This window comes from Lacticaseibacillus huelsenbergensis (genome assembly GCF_029726355.1).
GTDB classification, from domain to species: Bacteria; Bacillota; Bacilli; order Lactobacillales; family Lactobacillaceae; genus Lacticaseibacillus; species Lacticaseibacillus casei.
Genome location: NZ_CP120687.1, coordinates 1534138 through 1550574 on the forward strand (window position 1 = coordinate 1534138; position 16437 = coordinate 1550574).

Here is a 16437-nt window from a genome sequence, read left to right on the forward strand (position 1 = left end):
CGGGACTAATGTGTGAAACTAAATGGTGTTAGCAGGACAGCTGTTATGAATGAAAGGGGGCCAGGCCTTCATGACGACTTTTTCGATCGAGCATGATTTTATGTTGGATGGCAAGCCGTTCAAGATCTTATCTGGCGCAATTCATTATTTTCGGGTTCATCCAGACGATTGGTATCATAGTTTGTATAACCTGAAAGCACTGGGCTTTAACACGGTTGAAACGTATGTGCCGTGGAACTTACATGAGTATCGCGAAGGCGAGTTTGATTTCAGCGGCATCCTCGATATTGAACATTTTCTGGATGTGGCTGAAGATCTTGGCCTGTACGCGATTGTGCGTCCGTCACCGTATATTTGTGCCGAATGGGAATTCGGTGGGTTCCCGGCATGGCTGTTGACCAAGTCCATGCGGTTGCGCACCGATGATCCAAATTATCTGCAAGCGATTGATCGTTATTATGCAGCGTTAATGCCGCATCTGGTTAATCATCAAGTCACCCATGGCGGCAACGTCCTGATGATGCAGGTGGAAAATGAGTACGGCTCATACGGTGAAGACCACGATTACCTAGCGGCGCTTGCCGAATTGATGAAGAAACATGGTGTGGATGTACCATTGTTCACCTCAGACGGACCGTGGTCAGCAACGTTAAATGCCGGCAGTATGATCAACGATGGTATTCTGGCAACCGGCAACTTCGGCTCGGCAGCCGATAAGAACTTTGATCGATTGGCAGCATTTCATCAGGCGCATGGTCAGGATTGGCCGCTCATGTGCATGGAATTTTGGGATGGCTGGTTCAATCGCTGGGGTGAGCCGATCATTCGCCGCGATCCTGACGAAACGGCCGAGGATTTGCGAGCGGTTATTGAGCGCGGCAGTGTCAATCTCTACATGTTTCATGGTGGCACCAATTTCGGGTTCATGAATGGCACGTCCGCACGTAAGGATCACGATTTGCCTCAGGTGACCTCCTACGATTATGACGCCCCGCTCAATGAACAAGGCAATCCTACCCCGAAGTATTTTGCCATTCAAAAAATGCTTCATGAGGTCTTACCGGACATTCAGCAAGCCGAGCCGCTGGTTAAACCGATTATGGCGCCGGCTGAACACCCGCTGACGGCCAAGGTTTCGTTGTTTGCGGTGCTTGATCAGCTTGCTAAGCCGGTCGCAGCCGCCTATCCGCAAACTCAAGAGTTTTTGGGCCAGTACACGGGTTATACCTTGTACCGCGCGCAGCCGTTGATTAGTGGCACTGACAAAGGGACGCCGGCCAAATTGCGGGTGATTGATGCCCGCGATCGGGTTCAAGCTTATTTGGATCGGCACTGGTTGGCGACCCAATATCAGGAAGCCATAGGCGATGACATTTTATTGCCACAGGTTGAAGGCCATCACCAGCTTGATTTGTTGGTCGAAGATATGAGCCGGGTTAACTACGGTGCCAAAATTGAAGCGATTACCCAGTTTAAGGGCATTCGAACCGGTGTGATGGTTGACCTGCATTTTATCAAAGGTTATCAGCAGTACCCGCTGGACTTGAATCAGGCGCCAGAACTGGACTTTTCAAAAGATTGGCAGCCTGAAACGCCGGCGTTTTACAAATACACGTTTGATCTGACAGAGCCGCACGATACTTATCTGGATTGTCGCGGATTCGGTAAAGGAGTGATGCTGGTTAATGGTGTCAATGTCGGCAGGTTCTGGGAGAAGGGACCCACGTTGTCACTGTATGTGCCAGCGGGACTCCTGCATGCCGGGCAAAATGAGGTCATCGTGTTTGAAACCGAAGGCCGCTATGCCGAAAGCTTGAAAATGGCTGACCACCCGATATTTGTAGAACCTTAACGCGTTCGCCAGCGCAGAAACCTGCGTGTAAGGACCTTGGTCGCAATGGCCTAAGTTCGGGCCATCACGCCCAAGGCCACTTACACCCCGGTTTCTAACCGCGCCGGTTCACGCTCACGCATGATGAGGAGGAGTAGAAAATGGCTATTATTGCAGCACGTATTGATGGTCGCCTGGTCCATGGCCAGGTTGCCAACCTTTGGACCACCAAACTGGGTGCGACCCGAATTATCGTTGTCGATGAGGCAGCATCCAAGAGTGACATCGATAAAAGTGGGTTGCGGATGGCGACCCCGGAAACAGTTCGGTTGTCAGTTCTTGACGTTAAGACCGCTGCTAACCACATTTTGAACCACAAATATGATTCTCAGCGGGTTTTCATTGTCGCAAAACGGCCGGAAACATTTTTGGCCTTAGTCGAAGCTGGCGTGCCGATTAAGGAATTGAACGTCGGCAATATGTCCCAGACAGATCAGACTCGGTCCATTACCAAGTCAATCAATGTGGTTGATGATGACGTTGAGACCTTCAAGAAGCTGGATGCCGCTGGTGTTCACTTGATTGCACAAATGGTTCCGGGGGATCCCGCAGCAGATTTCATGACGCTGCTCAAAAAAGGATAGGGGGAGTCAACAATGATTGCATGGTGGCAAATAGCACTTTTAACATTATATGCAGGTTATCAAATCCTTGATGAACTGCAAATTTATTCAGCCATGAGTTCACCGGTTTTTGCCGGGTTAGTATCAGGTTTAGTCATGGGCGACATGAAAGCCGGTTTGATGATCGGTGCGTCCGTTCAGTTGATGGTTTTAGGGGTCGGCACATTCGGTGGGGCATCTAAAATCGATGCGAACTCCGGGACGATCCTGGCAACGGCTTTCTCCGTTAGTTCAGGGATGAAGCCGGCTGCAGCGGTTGCTGCGATTGCGGTTCCAGTTGCAAGTATCATGATTCAGACCGATATCTTAGCACGTTTTGCCAACACCTTCTTTGCACATCGGATTGATAAGATGGTTGACGAATATAACTACAAAGGTATCGAACGTTACTTCCTTGCCGGTGCACTTCCATGGGCACTGTCACGGATGATTCCGGTTGGTTTGGCGCTTTCCTTTGGTGGCGGCTTTGTTACCAACGTGGCACATGTCTTGAACACAAGTTGGAAATGGTTAGGCGACGGGCTCACGACTGCCGGGGCAGTTCTACCGGCTGTCGGGTTTGCGATCCTGCTTCACTACCTGCCAGTTAAGAAGCACTTTGCTTATCTATTCCTTGGTTTCACCTTCACGATGCTTTTCACAACGCTGTTTGGCAGTGTCCAGATGTTGGGTACGGCGATGACTGAAGTTACCAAGAAATTCACGGCAAACTTCAATGGCCTGTCCATGTTAGCGATGGCATTCATTGCCTTTGCCTTTGCTGCGATTGCTTACCAGCAGTCAACAGCACTGCACGATAGCACTGGTGGCGGTAGCGGTGAAAGCGGTTCTGCACCGAAGAAGAATACCAATGAAGAGGGGGAAATCACCGATGATGAACTCTAATAAACCCACTTACAAATTAACGGATAAAGATTTCCGGCAGATTAATCGGCGTAGCTTGTTCGGCTTCCAGTTGGGTTGGAACTACGAACGAATGCAGGCATCAGGTTACTTGTACACGATCCTGCCACAACTGCGGAAGATTTATGGTGATGGCACACCTGAACTGAAGAAAATGATGAAGACGCACACCCAGTTCTTCAACACGTCTAACTTCTTCAACACCATCATCACCGGGATTGACTTGTCAGTCGAAGAAAAAGAAGGTATCGCCGGCGAAGAAACCGTCGTTGGTATGAAAACCGGGTTAATGGGTTCCTTCGCTTCCATTGGGGATTCAATCTTCGCTGCTTTGATTCCTGCCATTTTCGGAGCCATTGCGGCTAACATGGCGCAAGAAGGTAACCCAGTTGGGGTGTTCATCTGGATCGCCGCCCAAGTTGCCATCATGGTCTTCCGGTGGAAACAGTTACGGATTGCGTATAACGAAGGGGTTTCCTTAGTTACCACCATGTCGCATCGTTTGGCTGCTCTGACCAATGCCGCAACGATCATGGGGGTCTTCATGGTTGGCGCGTTGGTTGCAACCATGATTAACGTTAAGTTCGCCTTTGCACCAAAGATCGGCAATGTGCCATTGGACTTCCAGAAGTATTCGGATATGATTATTCCTAAGCTGTTACCAGCTTTGATCGTGGGTGCCATCTACTGGCTGCTTGGCCGTAAGCACATGACCTCGACTCGGGCAATCTTCATCGTCTTGTTCGTATCCATTGCACTGTCCGCCTTGGGTGTCATTGCAAAAGGCTAATCAAGTACGTTAAAGTTTTAGTTGTAAGCATGAGCTGCTCCAGCCATATCTGATTGCAGGTATCATTAAACAGTCATGCGATTTTAAATCATCATGAACCGCGGTCGGTTGGACCGGCGCATGTTAAAGGAGTTTTACGAGATGAGCAAATTAGTTTTAATCAGTCATGGTCAGTTATGCGAGGAACTCAAAAAGAGTGCCGAAATGATCATGGGACCACAAGATGATATCGCGACAGTTGCGTTGCTGCCGAACGAAGGACCTGAAGATTTTCAAGCCAAGTTCAAAGCCGCAATCGAAGGGGCCGATGATGTTACCGTGCTAGCCGATCTCAAAGGCGGCACCCCCAACAACGTCGCTGCCCGGGTGTTGGCAGAAGGCGGCAACTTCGACCTTTATGCCGGCATGAACCTGCCAATGGTCATCAGCTACTTGAATGCCCAAATGCTGGACATGAAGCCTGATCTGCTAGGCGACGGTAAAGCTGGCGTAGTTTATATCAACGATATCGTGAAACACTAGTCAGTTTTGAATGACTGAGGAAAGCCTGTGTCCGGTTGGATGCGGGCTTTTTTCGTATCTGAACAGGGGAGGCGCGGCTGTCTATTTGTCCTGAAATAACTCGTCGATTTTTCATTTATTTGTCAATATGGCTCGATGGTAACCTGATCGAAGTAAGGTTGAAATTGCGTTGGATCAACAAAGCCCGTTTTTGCCTGCATCGTATTCAGCATCCCCGTTGTCATGGCTGTTTTCAAAATGGCTTCGTCGGACTGATTGTCGTGGATACTGATTGCCAGTCCAGCGAGTGTTGCATCACCAAAACCAACAGGATTTACCACGTTAATTTTGGGGATAACGGCGTGGTAGAATTTATCACCATGCTTGGCAAAAGCACCCCGGGCACCCAACGAGACGACGACCCATTCAACGTCACTGAAGATCGGTTCCTGCAAGTCCTGCTTGAGTGCATTAAAGTCGGTTTTATCAACATGATGTCTGAGTAACCCGCCTAATTCTTCATCATTAGGCTTAATCAGCTTCGGTTTAAGCGGAGCTTCGAGTGCATGGCGAAGGGTAGCACCAGATGTATCGAGCAGAACAGGGACGTTTTGGTGCTGGGCATGTGCAATCAGCAACGTATAATAAGTTTCCGGCAATCCTTGTGGTAGCGAACCAGAGATCGTGACTAAGTCTGCCTGGGTCAACAACTGGTCAAAATGCATCAGAAACTTCTCAGCGTCCGGTTTGGTAATGAATGGACCAGCTTCAAGAATTTCAGTTTGATTTCCTTGATCATGTAAAATCGCAATCGAACTTCGAGTCTCTGCGTGAATCGATAAAAATTCGTGCTGAATCCCTTCTGTATCAAGTTGATGTTGTAGCCACTGGCCGAAGTAACCACCAATGAAACCAGTAGCGAGGATGTCATGATGAAGTTGGTGAATGACGCGTGAAACATTAAGCCCCTTGCCGCCCGCAGTTTTACGGACGTTCTTAACACGATTAACGGTATCGATGGCTAAGTGTTCTAAGGGATAAGCGACATCGATCGATGGATTTAAAGTGACTGTCAAAATCATATTAATTGCCTCCATAACAAAAGCCGATGCTACAAAGAATCGGCTTTTTATTGATCACGGTTTCTCAGCTAAACGCGATTATCCACGCGATTTACCACCGGAAACATTGACAGTTTGACCTGTCATATAACTCGAACGGTCGGAGAGGAAATAAGTGACCAAATCGGCAACTTCGGATAACTTACCGCTGCGGCCCAATGGAATAGTTGATGTTTTTGCGTAACCTGCCCGCAACTGTTCAACAGTTTCATGGCGTGAGTAGGCTAGTCCTTCCTCATAGGAAAGTGTCCGTAAACCTGTGGCCTCCAGAACACCAGGAGCAACGCCGATCATACGAACGTTATATTGTCCCAGTTCTTTAGCCCATGCACGGGTAAAGCCATTGATAGCACCTTTTGTACCGGAATAAATTCCTGCACCTTGCGAACCTTCCAATCCAGATTCGGATGACATATTAACAATGACCCCTTTATGTTGCTTGACCAACTCTTTGACGATGATGGAAGAGCAAAGCCAGACACTTTTGACGTTAATGGTAAACATCTTGTCAAAATTAGCTTCATCAATCACATATTTGCCATCCGGATCGGTTGGATCAGTCAGAATTCGCGGAATATTAATACCGGCATTATTAACTAAGCCGTCAATCTGGCCGAACTTTTCTTTAGCAACTTTGACCATATGCTCTACCTGATCCCGCTTGGTGACATCTGTCTGAACAAACAGCAGGTTATCATCCTTAAAGCTGCCTTCCTTAAGATCGGCGTTGATGACTTTAGCGTGATTGCTGAGCAGATCTTTAACAATCGCATCGCCAATTCCTGATGAACCACCCGTTACAACAAATACCCGACCATCAATATTCAACCAATCAGTAGCCATAATTTAATTCCTCCTAAATAAGTGTGAGCGTGAATCAGCGCGGATACGCAGAAGCTTATTCGCCGATGAACACTCTAAAATATTTCTCAACGAACCCAAAATCGAAAGTTATTTTTCCTTATCATCAGTTACATAAAGCCGCTGACGCTTGTAGGCGATGTACGTGTATGCGAATGCACCGATGAAAAGAATAGCGATCACGATAAACCCAATGCCGACCTGTCCAGTGAAGCCTTTGGTTAACAAATAAGTGATCGGCGATCCGGCTTGGTCAAGCGAGGAGACTTGCTTGCCTTTTGCCAGTAAGTTTGTTGCGTGACCAAGCGCAATTTCTAATGGATACATCTGATTTGAAATCCAGATAGTGATGAACATGATCACCGAGCCAGAGATCAAGGTGCGGAAAATATTTCCTTTGTGAACTCCTGTCGCAATAGCGATGAAAAAGCCGATTGTTGCTAAGTCGCCAAAGGGCAGGACGCGATTTCCGGGAACAAGAACGGCAATCAACAAGGTAATCGGAACGAACAAAAGTCCGGCTGCAATAACGTCTGAATTACCAAGCAACAAAGCCGGATCCATCCCGATTGTGAACGAACCGCCTTTAAAATGCTTGTCCATGATGACTTTGGCACCTTGTGAAATCGGGATAAGGCCTTCCATGATGAATTTAACGACAACGGGCATCAATACCATGACTGCCGCCATCTGGATTCCCAACTGCAATGATTTACCGATTGGGAACTTAGCCAATAACCCGATAATGACACCTAGAATCGCACCGATAATGGAGGGTTGGCCTAAAACGCCAAATCGCTCTTCGACAGTTTTAGAAGTAATCGTAATCTTATTTAAACCCGGGATAGCTTCGATCAAATCATCAATTGGTTTGGCAAAAATGCCCATATACGCAGAAGTCCCGTGTGGAATAGAGATTCCTTCCAGTCCGAAAAAGTTATCTGTGACCGGCTTGAAAATGTCACCTAATTTATAGGCAATTGCTGCATGAATGCAGATAGCAACGATCCCCCAAGTAAAACTGCCAGTAGCCAGTTGGACAATGGCGCCCGTAAATGCCATATGCCAAATGTTCCATATATCAACGTTTACCACCTTGGTCATGCGTGTGAGCAGCATGACCACGTTGACGGCGATGGCAACTGGAATGGCAATCAACCCCATGGCTGATGCCCATGCCATTGGCGAGGTCCCGGGCCAGCCGATATCAACAACGCTTAGCCCTAAATTAAAGTTTTTCGCCATTGCTTCAGCGGCTTTGCCAAGATTATCGGTCAAAAGCGAAATGACCAAATTAATCCCGACAAAGCCAATCCCAATTGAGATCCCGGCGCGTAGTGATTTGCCAATGCCCTGGCGCAAGGAAATGCCCAGTATGAAAATGATGATCGGAATCATGACGCTTGGTCCCAAATCAACAATGTATTGGATGACTTGCATGGTGCTACCTCCTAAAAGTTAAAATTCCCAACCTAAAAGACAGAGATTATAACGATTGTCCATTAAAAGAAGACCAGACCGTGACCGTCATGAATTTTCCGCCGATTAGTGAAAGCCCTTACACGAATGATGATAAACACTTCTGGGAAAAATGCAAGCTATTTGTTCGAATATTTCGGTATATACCCAAGGAAAAGCGCTTAAATAATTTAAAAGTTAGTGAATTTAATATTAGGGTAAGCGCTTGCATTAATCTGGATTAGCGACTATGATGGCTCTATAAACCGATTAAAGGGATGGAGCGTGATCAAGATGGCATTGTTAAACAAGAATCTGATTCATCGGAATGCAACGTTTCTAGACGCTGACGATGCATTGAAGTCAATGGCAGCGGCAATGGTTAAAAATCAGTATGTTAAATCTTCATTTGTTGATGCGGTGGTGAACCGCGAACACCAATTTCCCACTGGTTTGCCTACGGGTGGCATTATGGTTGCCATTCCACATGCTGATTGGACCAATGTTAATCGCGGAACGATTTCTGTCGCAACGTTGAAGGAGCCTATTGTTTTTAAAAATATGGGCGATCCGGAAGAAGATCTGGCAGTGCGGTTAATTTTCATGTTAGCGGTCAATGAGCCACATGCTGAAGTGACATTGTTGAAGGATTTGATGGGCATCGTTCAGAATCAGGCGACATTGCAAGGACTACTTGATGCAAAGAGTGATGACGAATTATTTAACCGGCTTGAAGACATGTTTCGTGATGTCACCGTTGATACAGGAGAAAAGGAGCAATTAAAATGAAGAAAATTATCGTAGCGTGTGGATCAGGAATTGCGACGTCAACTGTTGCTCGGAATGCCTTAGAGGAAAAGCTTAAGGCAAAAGGCATTGATGCTGCCCAGGTATCAATGGATCAAACCTCAATCCCCCAGCTGCGTTCCAAGGCTGATCAGTTTGATCTAGCTATCACGACTGGAAAATTCACAGAGGACATTGGCGTGCCAGTTTTAAACGGGCTACCATTTTTAACCGGTGTGGGTGAAGATGAGCTCGTTCAAAAAGTCATTGATGCGCTTGATTTGAAACCTAAGGCTTAGCGGATTGGATTCTCATGGCTAACTGATAACAAGCGAGTTCAGTATCTTGAATTGCCACTCAAACATGGTATGATCGTACTGTGTTGTTTTGCTAAATGAACATGAGGATGAAGCATGTTGGTTATGCTTTTAATGATCTGAAACTTTCAGAAATTAAAAAGAGGGATAGCCCTCTTTTTTTTATTGAAAAAAGGGAACTGTGATCGTTTACTTAAAGTGGGAGGTGTTTATGTTTGAAATATTTTGGTGTGACGCTTGCATCCGCTGAAGCTACGCATATCACCCGTGATAACTTTTTTGAACCGCTCGACTTAACGATCAGAAAACGATTATTATTTAATTATGCTTTGAAAAATCGTCGATGGATTAAAGTCAATGGCTTTTTGCGGCGTCCGGGGGACTGGATTAATGAGAAAGAAGCCTTTGAAGTGACTAATCTGACTTCGCGTTTGCCACTAGAGCAACTTCAACGTCGTTATCCGGACTATTATCCACTCATCAACAAATCCCAATGGCTTCAGCATCGCGATGAAGCTCAGCAGCTTTTCGATACTTTCATTCCAAAAGTGAAACGGCGGAAGCGTGCACGGTATGAAGACGAAATCATGGAATTTTGTCAGGATAATGGCTTTCAACAAATTGATTCCCTCCGAACACATACTGCCAGAAGTGCGGGTGCATATGTGATCGTCTTGGATGATTATTTGTCGATCTATTTCAGCGTGGTGCCCAATATTGCGACCGCTATTACCGCTCATTGGGATGCCTTGCTTGATTTGGATGCTATCACGGCACTTGACGCCTTGCCCATCGATGCGTTTAAGCCGCTGGATACAACCCGCATTTTCGTGAGGACCACGGAAAAAAGAAATCTTGAAAAGCTCAAAAACGAATTAACGGATCTCGTGCCGTATCGATATACCCTTAATCAATCTTCTCCGGGGCTGCCAGGGATGGGTAGTTCACAAGAAACCAATCTGGCCCTCTTTCCTAAGGGGGTTGAAGTTCACGATGCCATGGGCGGCTACGAACTATTCGAATATGATCTTGCCCACGAGCTGAATATCCATCCCCGAAAAGACGATAAAAAGTAGTGCACGTTCAACACCCGCATACCACGATGCAGAATTGGCGGTATGCGGGTGCTGTTTTTGCGAGTATGATGGACGAAATGACACGATAGCGTTGCTCTTATTGGATACATCACATTTTTTTGAAAAATTTAAGGTAGAATGCTTTTGTAATCTTTTCAATAACAGTACAATGGAGAAAGTCACTTTTAAAATGAAAGCAGGTATCTGAATGGATGACAAACTAAAGATCATTGAATTGCTCAAGCACCAAGTGACAGCTAAAACGGCTGAATTAACGACCGAGAATATTCAGAAAACAACTCAAGACATTCAAGATTTGCTCAAAATCCTCAATGATGTCGCTGCAATCGATTTCGTTGCAACGCCGTCTGAGACACCTACTAAGCAAGAACTGGCAACAACTTCTGAAGAAACAACCATTGAATCTCCCGCTCCAAAACCGATCGTCACCACGCAAGTAGAAAAACACGAGCAGGTGCCGCAACAGCCTAAAGTCAGCAGCGAGCCTGAAGTGCCGTTGTTGTCAGAACACTGGCTGAATAATCACAAGTCGTATATTGGCCGGTTCCATTTGGATTTGAATGGTGGCCATGTCGGGTCCATTAAAGTCTCTGAAAGTAAGCTACATAAAATGTCGAACCCACCGGAAAACGGCGACTGGGTGAGAGCAGATGAGTATAAAGATGGCGATTCAATGAATTATAAAATGACGACACTGAAGCGCGATCCGTTGCCGACCGATATTGTGCGGCTGAAGTTTCTACCTGCCGTCTTCCGCCAAGATGTGAAGCGCTGGTACATTGAATTTAAATCACCGGAACATGAAACCACACAGCAATTGCTTTTGGGCGATTATGATGTGATGCTATTTAAGCTGAAGCCGGGCGACTACATCGACTATGCCTATCGCCGCGGTCAGGAAATTGATGGCAAAATCATTTGGCGCTACACGAATTCGGCCGCAGTGGCCACCCGCATGAAGCAAAAGTTTGCCAAAGCGAGCGATACGGAGTCTAATCACGAGACGGCTGCGAGTCGTCAAACGCAATACAAAGCTACGGTCAATAAACCGGCCAAACGGAAGCAACGCGCACTACAACAGGTATTTGCCAACAAGCAACTGTTGTTAGTCTGCATCGAAAATTCTGGCATGCCGCGTAAAGTTAAGCGCAACGTGGAAGAACGCGGCGGCAAGCTGATTTTATCGCCGCGCTCAGACTCCAACGCCATGTTAAAGAAAAAAGTGCAAAAAGCCGATGTGGTCATTGTACCGACTGATTTTGTCGACCATGGCCAGATGTTTGCGGCCAAAGATGAGGCGAAACGCATCGGCAAGCCGATCTGGATGGCCAAGAACACCAATGAGCGCAACATGCTTCAATGGTACAAGCGTCATTTTCCTAATGAAGCTAAGACGCCAGCGATGGATTATGAAGCATAGTTAGCTTTGTTTTCTGAATGATGGCGAGTGCTCAGCATCATTAATCATAAGTGTAAAAAATGGATCCTAGCGAGACGTAATTTAGTCTGCTAGGATCCATTTTTTGTCATTATTCTGTGTTTCGGGCAATTTTACAGGAGTCTTCTTCCATTGCTGGCCATTCAGCATAGTTAGCGATGATGCGATCCAGCGCTTCCTTGAGCAAGGGGCGCGGCATGCCGATGTTGAGGCGGACAAAGCCTTCGCCATCAGCCACAAAATAGCTGCCGACAACGCAGGATAAGTCAGCTGCGGTGAAGAACTGTTTCATGCTGGTCTCGTCAGGGAAAAGCCGATGCGTGTCAATCCAAGCTAGAAAACCAGATTCGGCTGGCATTACCTTCATCTCGGAAATCGCGGCGAGGCGCGTTTTTAAATAGTCAAAATTGGCAGCGACATAAGCGACCATCTCATCTAACCAAGCATCGCAGTCTGTGTACGCGGCGATAAGCGCTGGAACGGCAAAACTGTTGGGTGAGGTGATCGAGTTGGCGCTGAATTGTTGGCTGAGCCGCGCCCGAATTGCGGGATCGGGAATGACCACATAGGATGTCTTCAGACCACCTAAATTAAAGGCTTTGTTGGGTGACAAACAGAGAATGCATTGCGACTGAATAGCTGGGTCGGCTTGCCAAATGCTGGTAAAGTTGACGCCGGGATAAACAATATCGCGGTGAATTTCATCGCTGATCAGTAAAACATGATGTTGTCGGCAGAGCTCAGCTACTTTCGCCAGTTCCGCCGCCGTCCAGACCCGACCGGAGGGATTTTGGGGGCTGCAGAGAATGAATAACTTGACATCAGGGCGTTGCATTTTGGTCGTCATGTCGGCGAAATCAAAGAAGTAGCGGCCTTCCTTAATCGCCAATGGGCTGGTCACGAGCTGGCGGTGATTGTTCTGAACCGCTTCGGCGAAAGGATCGTAGGCAGGGGTGTTGATTAAAACCGCCTCACCGGGTGCCGTAAAGGCTTGGACAAGATAGTGTAGTGTCGGGACGGTGCCATAGCTCAGCTTGATCCAGTCTTTTTCAAGCTTCAGCCCGAATCGACGGGCATTCCAGGCGATGACGGCGGTGTAAAAAGCTTCAGGAATATAGGTATAGCTATAGTCTGGCACTGCCGCCCGCGCCATCATAGCTTGGTGAATCGGCGGAGCAACTGGAAAGTCTAAATCGGCCAGATCCATGGGAATCGCATCTGGCGTTAGGCCGAATTTTTCAGCGAGCACCTGATCAGCCCACTTGCGCGCATTGCCGGCTTTGCGGTCGAAAAGGGTGTCAAACTGGCTCATTTTCCACAACCTCCAGTTGGATTAAATGGCGCGGTGTTTGATTCAAAACGCGGGCACCGGTTGCGGTGATCACCACGTCATCTTCGATTCGCACCCCGCCAATGCCAGGCAAATAGGCGCCTGGTTCGACCGTCACGATCATGCCAGGCTGTAAGATCGTCTGGCTGCGCGGGTTGAGAATCGGCTGATCGCCGCCTAGCCCCAGCCCGTGGCCGAGACCATGGGTGAAGCAGTCGCCATAACCAGCGGCGGTCAAAACGCCCCGCGCGATTGCGTCAACTTCACGGCCTTGCATCCCCGGCTTGATGGCGGCAATCGCGGTTTGCTGGGCGGTGAGAACGGCTTCGTGCACCGCCGCCAGTTCGGGAGCAGGCGAGCCGATGGCAAGTGTCCGTGTCATATCTGATTGGTAGTCATCGAAAACCACTCCGAAGTCAACCGTGATCAGCTCGCCTTCCTCCAAACGCCGAGCAGTCGGCCGGCCGTGCGGAAACGCTCCTCGTGGGCCGCTGGCGACGATCGGGTCAAACGCCATCGCAGACGCCCCTGCTTCCAACGTGTAAAAATGCAGCCAGGCACTAAGCGTTTGTTCGCTGACCCCCGGCCGAATATGCGGGAGGAGTTGGGCAAAAATGGTGTCTGTAACTGCGCAAGCAGCCGTTACCGCAGCAATTTCCGCTTCATCTTTAACCGTCCGTTGCCGCGCCACGAGATCATCGGCAAGGGTGAGGGCCCATGCCTGGGACGCTAATGCTTGATACTCCGCGATTGAAAAGCCGCTGCTGACTAGACCGATGCGCTGGCTACCTTGCGTTTTTAAGCAGTCGATCAATTGTGGCAAATAACTGCCTTGAGGGACTTCGACATTCGTAAATCCTTGGGTATCGGCGGCTTCAGCACGGTAACGACCGTCGTGAAGCTGCAGTGCCTGCGTTGGCGTGACGATCACATACACGCCACTGCCCGGTAATGCACCGACATAGCGTTTGCTTGGCCGATCATGCAGCAGCAAAGCGTCTAATGCTTCGGCTTCCAGAGCTTCTTGTAACTTGGTTAAGTGGCTCATTCTTTTCCTCTCATTCCATACATACCTTTGGAAAAAGGGTGCACATCAATCAGGCGGCACCCTTAGCAACATCTATTTTCCGCAAACTCGGCTGATTAAAAGTCGAGATCCAATCCAGCCAAGGTATCTTCGTCTTCTTTTGAAAAGATTGACTTTTGGGCAGCTTTTTTGGCTTCATCGCGTAATTCAACGCGTTCCATCACCTTAAAGAATGGCCAGTAAAGTGCGACCGCCAAAACCAGTTGCAAGGCGTTGGCTAAAATCGTGCGGTAGTCGCCGTTGGTTAAGAAACCTTCCAGGAAAACGCCGACATACGGTGGGTTGAAGATCGGTTTGGCAATCCAGCCCCAATGCATGAAGAACATCGGCAACGTCCCAATGATGGCGCCACCGAAAACGTGCGGGATGAACATAATCGGATTCAGGATAATCGGCGCGCCGAAAAGGATCGGTTCGTTGATCCCGAACAAAGCCGGGAATAGGGAGATTTTACCGATTTTACGATACCGTTTACTCTTGGATAACATGCAGGCAACCACGCAGCCGATCGAGATGCCGCAGCCGGTAAAACCGAAGAAGCTGGAAACCGCGCCGGCTGTGTAAAAATGGGGAATGGCTTCGCCGGCATTCATCGCGGCAATATTTTCGGCGATGAAGGTCACCATAATCGGACTGGTGATTGGTGAGAAAACCGATGAGTGGATACCGAAGAAAAAGACGGTACAGATCGCAAAGTTCAGGGCTAAGACGGCCCATGGATTGTCCATACTGCCGACCAGTGGCGCCAAGAAGCGGGTCAAAATGCTTGGCGGCAACTCGCCAGCTATGTTTAAGAAAGCAAACCGGCCGGCAATAAATGCGCCACCGGTAATGAGGGTGACCGGAATCAGCTCAAATGAACGGGACACGAAATCCGGTACCCCTTCAGGCATTTTGATCGTCAGGTGGTGTGTTTTGCACCAGTGATACAGTTCCACCGTCAGCAAAGCGACCAGCATCCCGGTGAACAGTCCGCGAGCGCCAAGGTTGGCGACATCTAATTGGCCGGCTTTGTTGAAGGTAGCGACCATCATCAAAAAGGCAAAGCCAGACAAGGTGACGCATCCAGGAATATAGAGCTTGTAATGATTACCGAGGTTGTAGGCAATGGATAAACAGGCATATAGCCCGATCATGCCAATAGACAACTTGACCGGTAAATCAAACAGTGCGGCGTTGCTAGTAATGAACTGCGAAACAGCATTTTTAGGTCCGAGCATATTCGGCAACGCCGGAATGATGGTGAAAATACTACCGAGAATGGTAAAAGGCGTCATCGCCACCATTCCAGCCTTAATCGCGCTTAAGTGGCGTTGATTATCCACCTTGTGCGCAATCGGCATGAAAAAACGATTCATAAACGCTTCAAACTTGTTAAACATCGCAGGTTTTACTCCTCTCCTTCGCCAGGGGCGCGCTATCGTAAGTCTTAACCAGCGTGCTTCTTCTGGTATTTGGCATGTGTCACCAGCGCCAGCTTCATCACAGTCGCACCATCCATCTGACCGTAAACGTCCTTGTCGATCACGGCATAAGGAATGTGCCGCGGTTCGCAGATTTCGCTAATGTAGCCGGTTTTGTGACCGATTTGCGGCCCGACCAAAACGATGTCATAGTTATCGATTTCGTCCTCCAGACCATCGACGGGAATGGCATTGAAGTGAAAATCAGCTTCATTCAGCTTGCGGCTGTCTTTCACAACCTTGGCCATATTTTGCATCAACATATTGGTGGAAAAGCCACCAGCACAACATAAAAGAATACGCATTTGGAAGTTCCTCCTATTTTTGAGTGTTGGGAATTGGCATAGCAATTTTTTTAACCGCGTCTGCTCACGCTCTGCTTTCAAAAATATCAATCATTGTCTCAATCAAGTCCCTCGCCAACTGGCTAGTCATGTAGTGGTCTTGGGCGTGGACCATGAGCAAGTTGACGGGTTCGGGGGTATGATCAGGGTCAAATTCTCGACTGATCATGGCGGTTTGGGCGTTGTGAGCGGCGACATCAATTTCTTTAGACTCCGCCAACAAATTGCGCGCGCGGTCAAAGTCGCGTGTTTTCACCGCTGCCAACGCCTCGAATGCTTTGGTTTTACTTTCGCCGGCGTTCGCAATGAGTTGCATGATTTCAAGTTCTTGGGTGGTTGCCATAAAACGCTCCTTTAAAATGCCAGCAGTGGTAACGCGGCTGGCTGGATTTTTTCATCAGGGATTAGGACGACTGGAAGCCGCCAT

General features: G+C 48.1%; 17 protein-coding genes. 9 read left to right on the forward strand and 8 right to left on the reverse strand.

Going from position 1 to position 16437, the window contains the following annotated elements:
- The first annotated feature begins 70 nt into the window (after nt 1-70).
- The 5 genes from LHUE1_RS06905 (at nt 71) to LHUE1_RS06925 (ending at nt 4729) form a co-directional block, all read left to right on the forward strand.
- On the forward strand, nt 71-1852 hold the full coding sequence (locus tag LHUE1_RS06905) for a glycoside hydrolase family 35 protein (RefSeq protein ID WP_049170483.1): 1782 nt from the start codon (nt 71-73) through the stop codon (nt 1850-1852).
- A gap of 140 nt (nt 1853-1992) precedes the next feature.
- A complete protein-coding gene (locus LHUE1_RS06910; protein ID WP_010492740.1) occupies nt 1993-2475 on the forward strand; it encodes a PTS system mannose/fructose/N-acetylgalactosamine-transporter subunit IIB in 483 nt (160 codons plus the stop codon).
- 12 nt (nt 2476-2487) lie between these two features.
- On the forward strand, nt 2488-3399 hold the full coding sequence (locus LHUE1_RS06915) for a PTS mannose/fructose/sorbose/N-acetylgalactosamine transporter subunit IIC (RefSeq protein WP_047107722.1): 912 nt from the start codon (nt 2488-2490) through the stop codon (nt 3397-3399).
- Nucleotides 3386-4207: a PTS system mannose/fructose/sorbose family transporter subunit IID gene (locus LHUE1_RS06920; protein WP_010492745.1), complete on the forward strand. Its 822-nt coding sequence runs from the start codon at nt 3386-3388 to the stop codon at nt 4205-4207. The genes LHUE1_RS06915 and LHUE1_RS06920 overlap by 14 nt, the downstream gene beginning before the upstream one ends.
- A 141-nt stretch (nt 4208-4348) precedes the next feature.
- Nucleotides 4349-4729 carry a PTS sugar transporter subunit IIA gene (locus LHUE1_RS06925; protein WP_010492747.1) on the forward strand — a complete coding sequence of 127 codons (381 nt, stop codon included), beginning with the start codon at nt 4349-4351 and terminating at the stop codon, nt 4727-4729.
- 122 nt (nt 4730-4851) lie between these two features.
- Here the strand turns inward: LHUE1_RS06925 and LHUE1_RS06930 are convergent, their stop codons facing one another.
- The 3 genes from LHUE1_RS06930 to LHUE1_RS06940 all read right to left on the reverse strand — a co-directional run bounded on the left by LHUE1_RS06930 (nt 4852) and on the right by LHUE1_RS06940 (nt 8130).
- A complete protein-coding gene (locus LHUE1_RS06930; RefSeq protein WP_277848195.1) occupies nt 4852-5790 on the reverse strand; it encodes a hexose kinase in 939 nt (312 codons plus the stop codon).
- A 78-nt stretch (nt 5791-5868) separates the two neighbouring features.
- On the reverse strand, nt 5869-6672 hold the full coding sequence (locus LHUE1_RS06935; protein WP_049170490.1) for an SDR family oxidoreductase: 804 nt from the start codon (nt 6670-6672) through the stop codon (nt 5869-5871).
- A gap of 108 nt (nt 6673-6780) precedes the next feature.
- Nucleotides 6781-8130 carry a PTS galactitol transporter subunit IIC gene (locus LHUE1_RS06940; RefSeq protein WP_049170493.1) on the reverse strand — a complete coding sequence of 450 codons (1350 nt, stop codon included), beginning with the start codon at nt 8128-8130 and terminating at the stop codon, nt 6781-6783.
- Nucleotides 8131-8442: 312 nt separating this feature from the next.
- Here LHUE1_RS06940 and LHUE1_RS06945 point away from each other — a divergent pair, with 312 nt between their 5' ends.
- The 4 genes from LHUE1_RS06945 (at nt 8443) to LHUE1_RS06960 (ending at nt 11768) form a co-directional block, all read left to right on the forward strand.
- Nucleotides 8443-8937, forward strand: a complete 495-nt coding sequence (locus LHUE1_RS06945; protein WP_049170496.1) for a PTS sugar transporter subunit IIA — start codon at nt 8443-8445, stop codon at nt 8935-8937.
- Nucleotides 8934-9233 carry a PTS sugar transporter subunit IIB gene (locus LHUE1_RS06950; protein ID WP_049170500.1) on the forward strand — a complete coding sequence of 100 codons (300 nt, stop codon included), beginning with the start codon at nt 8934-8936 and terminating at the stop codon, nt 9231-9233. The genes LHUE1_RS06945 and LHUE1_RS06950 overlap by 4 nt, the downstream gene beginning before the upstream one ends.
- Before the next feature lie 233 nt (nt 9234-9466).
- Nucleotides 9467-10327: a hypothetical protein gene (locus LHUE1_RS06955; RefSeq protein ID WP_049170502.1), complete on the forward strand. Its 861-nt coding sequence runs from the start codon at nt 9467-9469 to the stop codon at nt 10325-10327.
- Between the two features lie 208 nt (nt 10328-10535).
- Nucleotides 10536-11768, forward strand: coding sequence for a DUF2325 domain-containing protein (locus tag LHUE1_RS06960; protein WP_049170504.1), 1233 nt, complete (start codon nt 10536-10538; stop codon nt 11766-11768).
- Nucleotides 11769-11877: 109 nt separating this feature from the next.
- Here LHUE1_RS06960 and LHUE1_RS06965 read toward each other — a convergent pair whose 3' ends face one another.
- From LHUE1_RS06965 to LHUE1_RS06985, 5 genes are all read right to left on the reverse strand, one after another.
- Complete coding sequence (locus LHUE1_RS06965) at nt 11878-13098, reverse strand: MalY/PatB family protein (RefSeq protein ID WP_049170507.1); 1221 nt, start codon at nt 13096-13098, stop codon at nt 11878-11880.
- Nucleotides 13085-14164 carry a M24 family metallopeptidase gene (locus tag LHUE1_RS06970; RefSeq protein ID WP_049170510.1) on the reverse strand — a complete coding sequence of 360 codons (1080 nt, stop codon included), beginning with the start codon at nt 14162-14164 and terminating at the stop codon, nt 13085-13087. The genes LHUE1_RS06965 and LHUE1_RS06970 overlap by 14 nt, the downstream gene beginning before the upstream one ends.
- A 95-nt stretch (nt 14165-14259) precedes the next feature.
- Entirely contained in the window at nt 14260-15585 is a 1326-nt protein-coding gene (locus LHUE1_RS06975) for a PTS sugar transporter subunit IIC (protein WP_047107718.1), read from the reverse strand.
- 47 nt (nt 15586-15632) lie between these two features.
- Nucleotides 15633-15971, reverse strand: a complete 339-nt coding sequence (locus LHUE1_RS06980) for a PTS sugar transporter subunit IIB (protein ID WP_010492769.1) — start codon at nt 15969-15971, stop codon at nt 15633-15635.
- Nucleotides 15972-16035: 64 nt separating this feature from the next.
- Complete coding sequence (locus LHUE1_RS06985; RefSeq protein WP_049170515.1) at nt 16036-16353, reverse strand: PTS lactose/cellobiose transporter subunit IIA; 318 nt, start codon at nt 16351-16353, stop codon at nt 16036-16038.
- Nucleotides 16354-16437: the final 84 nt, after the last annotated feature.

Excerpts from the sequence above, each read along its gene's own strand:
- LHUE1_RS06940 (WP_049170493.1), bottom strand. The coding sequence starts at position 8,130 with ATGCAAGTCATCCAATACATTGTTGATTTGGGACCAAGCGTCATGATT.
- LHUE1_RS06970 (WP_049170510.1), bottom strand. The coding sequence starts at position 14,164 with ATGAGCCACTTAACCAAGTTACAAGAAGCTCTGGAAGCCGAAGCATTA.
- LHUE1_RS06985 (WP_049170515.1), bottom strand. The coding sequence starts at position 16,353 with ATGGCAACCACCCAAGAACTTGAAATCATGCAACTCATTGCGAACGCC.
- LHUE1_RS06965 (WP_049170507.1), bottom strand. The coding sequence starts at position 13,098 with ATGAGCCAGTTTGACACCCTTTTCGACCGCAAAGCCGGCAATGCGCGC.
- LHUE1_RS06930 (WP_277848195.1), bottom strand. The coding sequence starts at position 5,790 with ATGATTTTGACAGTCACTTTAAATCCATCGATCGATGTCGCTTATCCC.
- LHUE1_RS06980 (WP_010492769.1), bottom strand. The coding sequence starts at position 15,971 with ATGCGTATTCTTTTATGTTGTGCTGGTGGCTTTTCCACCAATATGTTG.
- LHUE1_RS06905 (WP_049170483.1), top strand. The coding sequence starts at position 71 with ATGACGACTTTTTCGATCGAGCATGATTTTATGTTGGATGGCAAGCCG.
- LHUE1_RS06920 (WP_010492745.1), top strand. The coding sequence starts at position 3,386 with ATGATGAACTCTAATAAACCCACTTACAAATTAACGGATAAAGATTTC.
- LHUE1_RS06960 (WP_049170504.1), top strand. The coding sequence starts at position 10,536 with ATGGATGACAAACTAAAGATCATTGAATTGCTCAAGCACCAAGTGACA.
- LHUE1_RS06910 (WP_010492740.1), top strand. The coding sequence starts at position 1,993 with ATGGCTATTATTGCAGCACGTATTGATGGTCGCCTGGTCCATGGCCAG.
- LHUE1_RS06945 (WP_049170496.1), top strand. The coding sequence starts at position 8,443 with ATGGCATTGTTAAACAAGAATCTGATTCATCGGAATGCAACGTTTCTA.
- LHUE1_RS06975 (WP_047107718.1), bottom strand. The coding sequence starts at position 15,585 with ATGTTTAACAAGTTTGAAGCGTTTATGAATCGTTTTTTCATGCCGATT.
- LHUE1_RS06935 (WP_049170490.1), bottom strand. The coding sequence starts at position 6,672 with ATGGCTACTGATTGGTTGAATATTGATGGTCGGGTATTTGTTGTAACG.
- LHUE1_RS06950 (WP_049170500.1), top strand. The coding sequence starts at position 8,934 with ATGAAGAAAATTATCGTAGCGTGTGGATCAGGAATTGCGACGTCAACT.
- LHUE1_RS06925 (WP_010492747.1), top strand. The coding sequence starts at position 4,349 with ATGAGCAAATTAGTTTTAATCAGTCATGGTCAGTTATGCGAGGAACTC.
- LHUE1_RS06915 (WP_047107722.1), top strand. The coding sequence starts at position 2,488 with ATGATTGCATGGTGGCAAATAGCACTTTTAACATTATATGCAGGTTAT.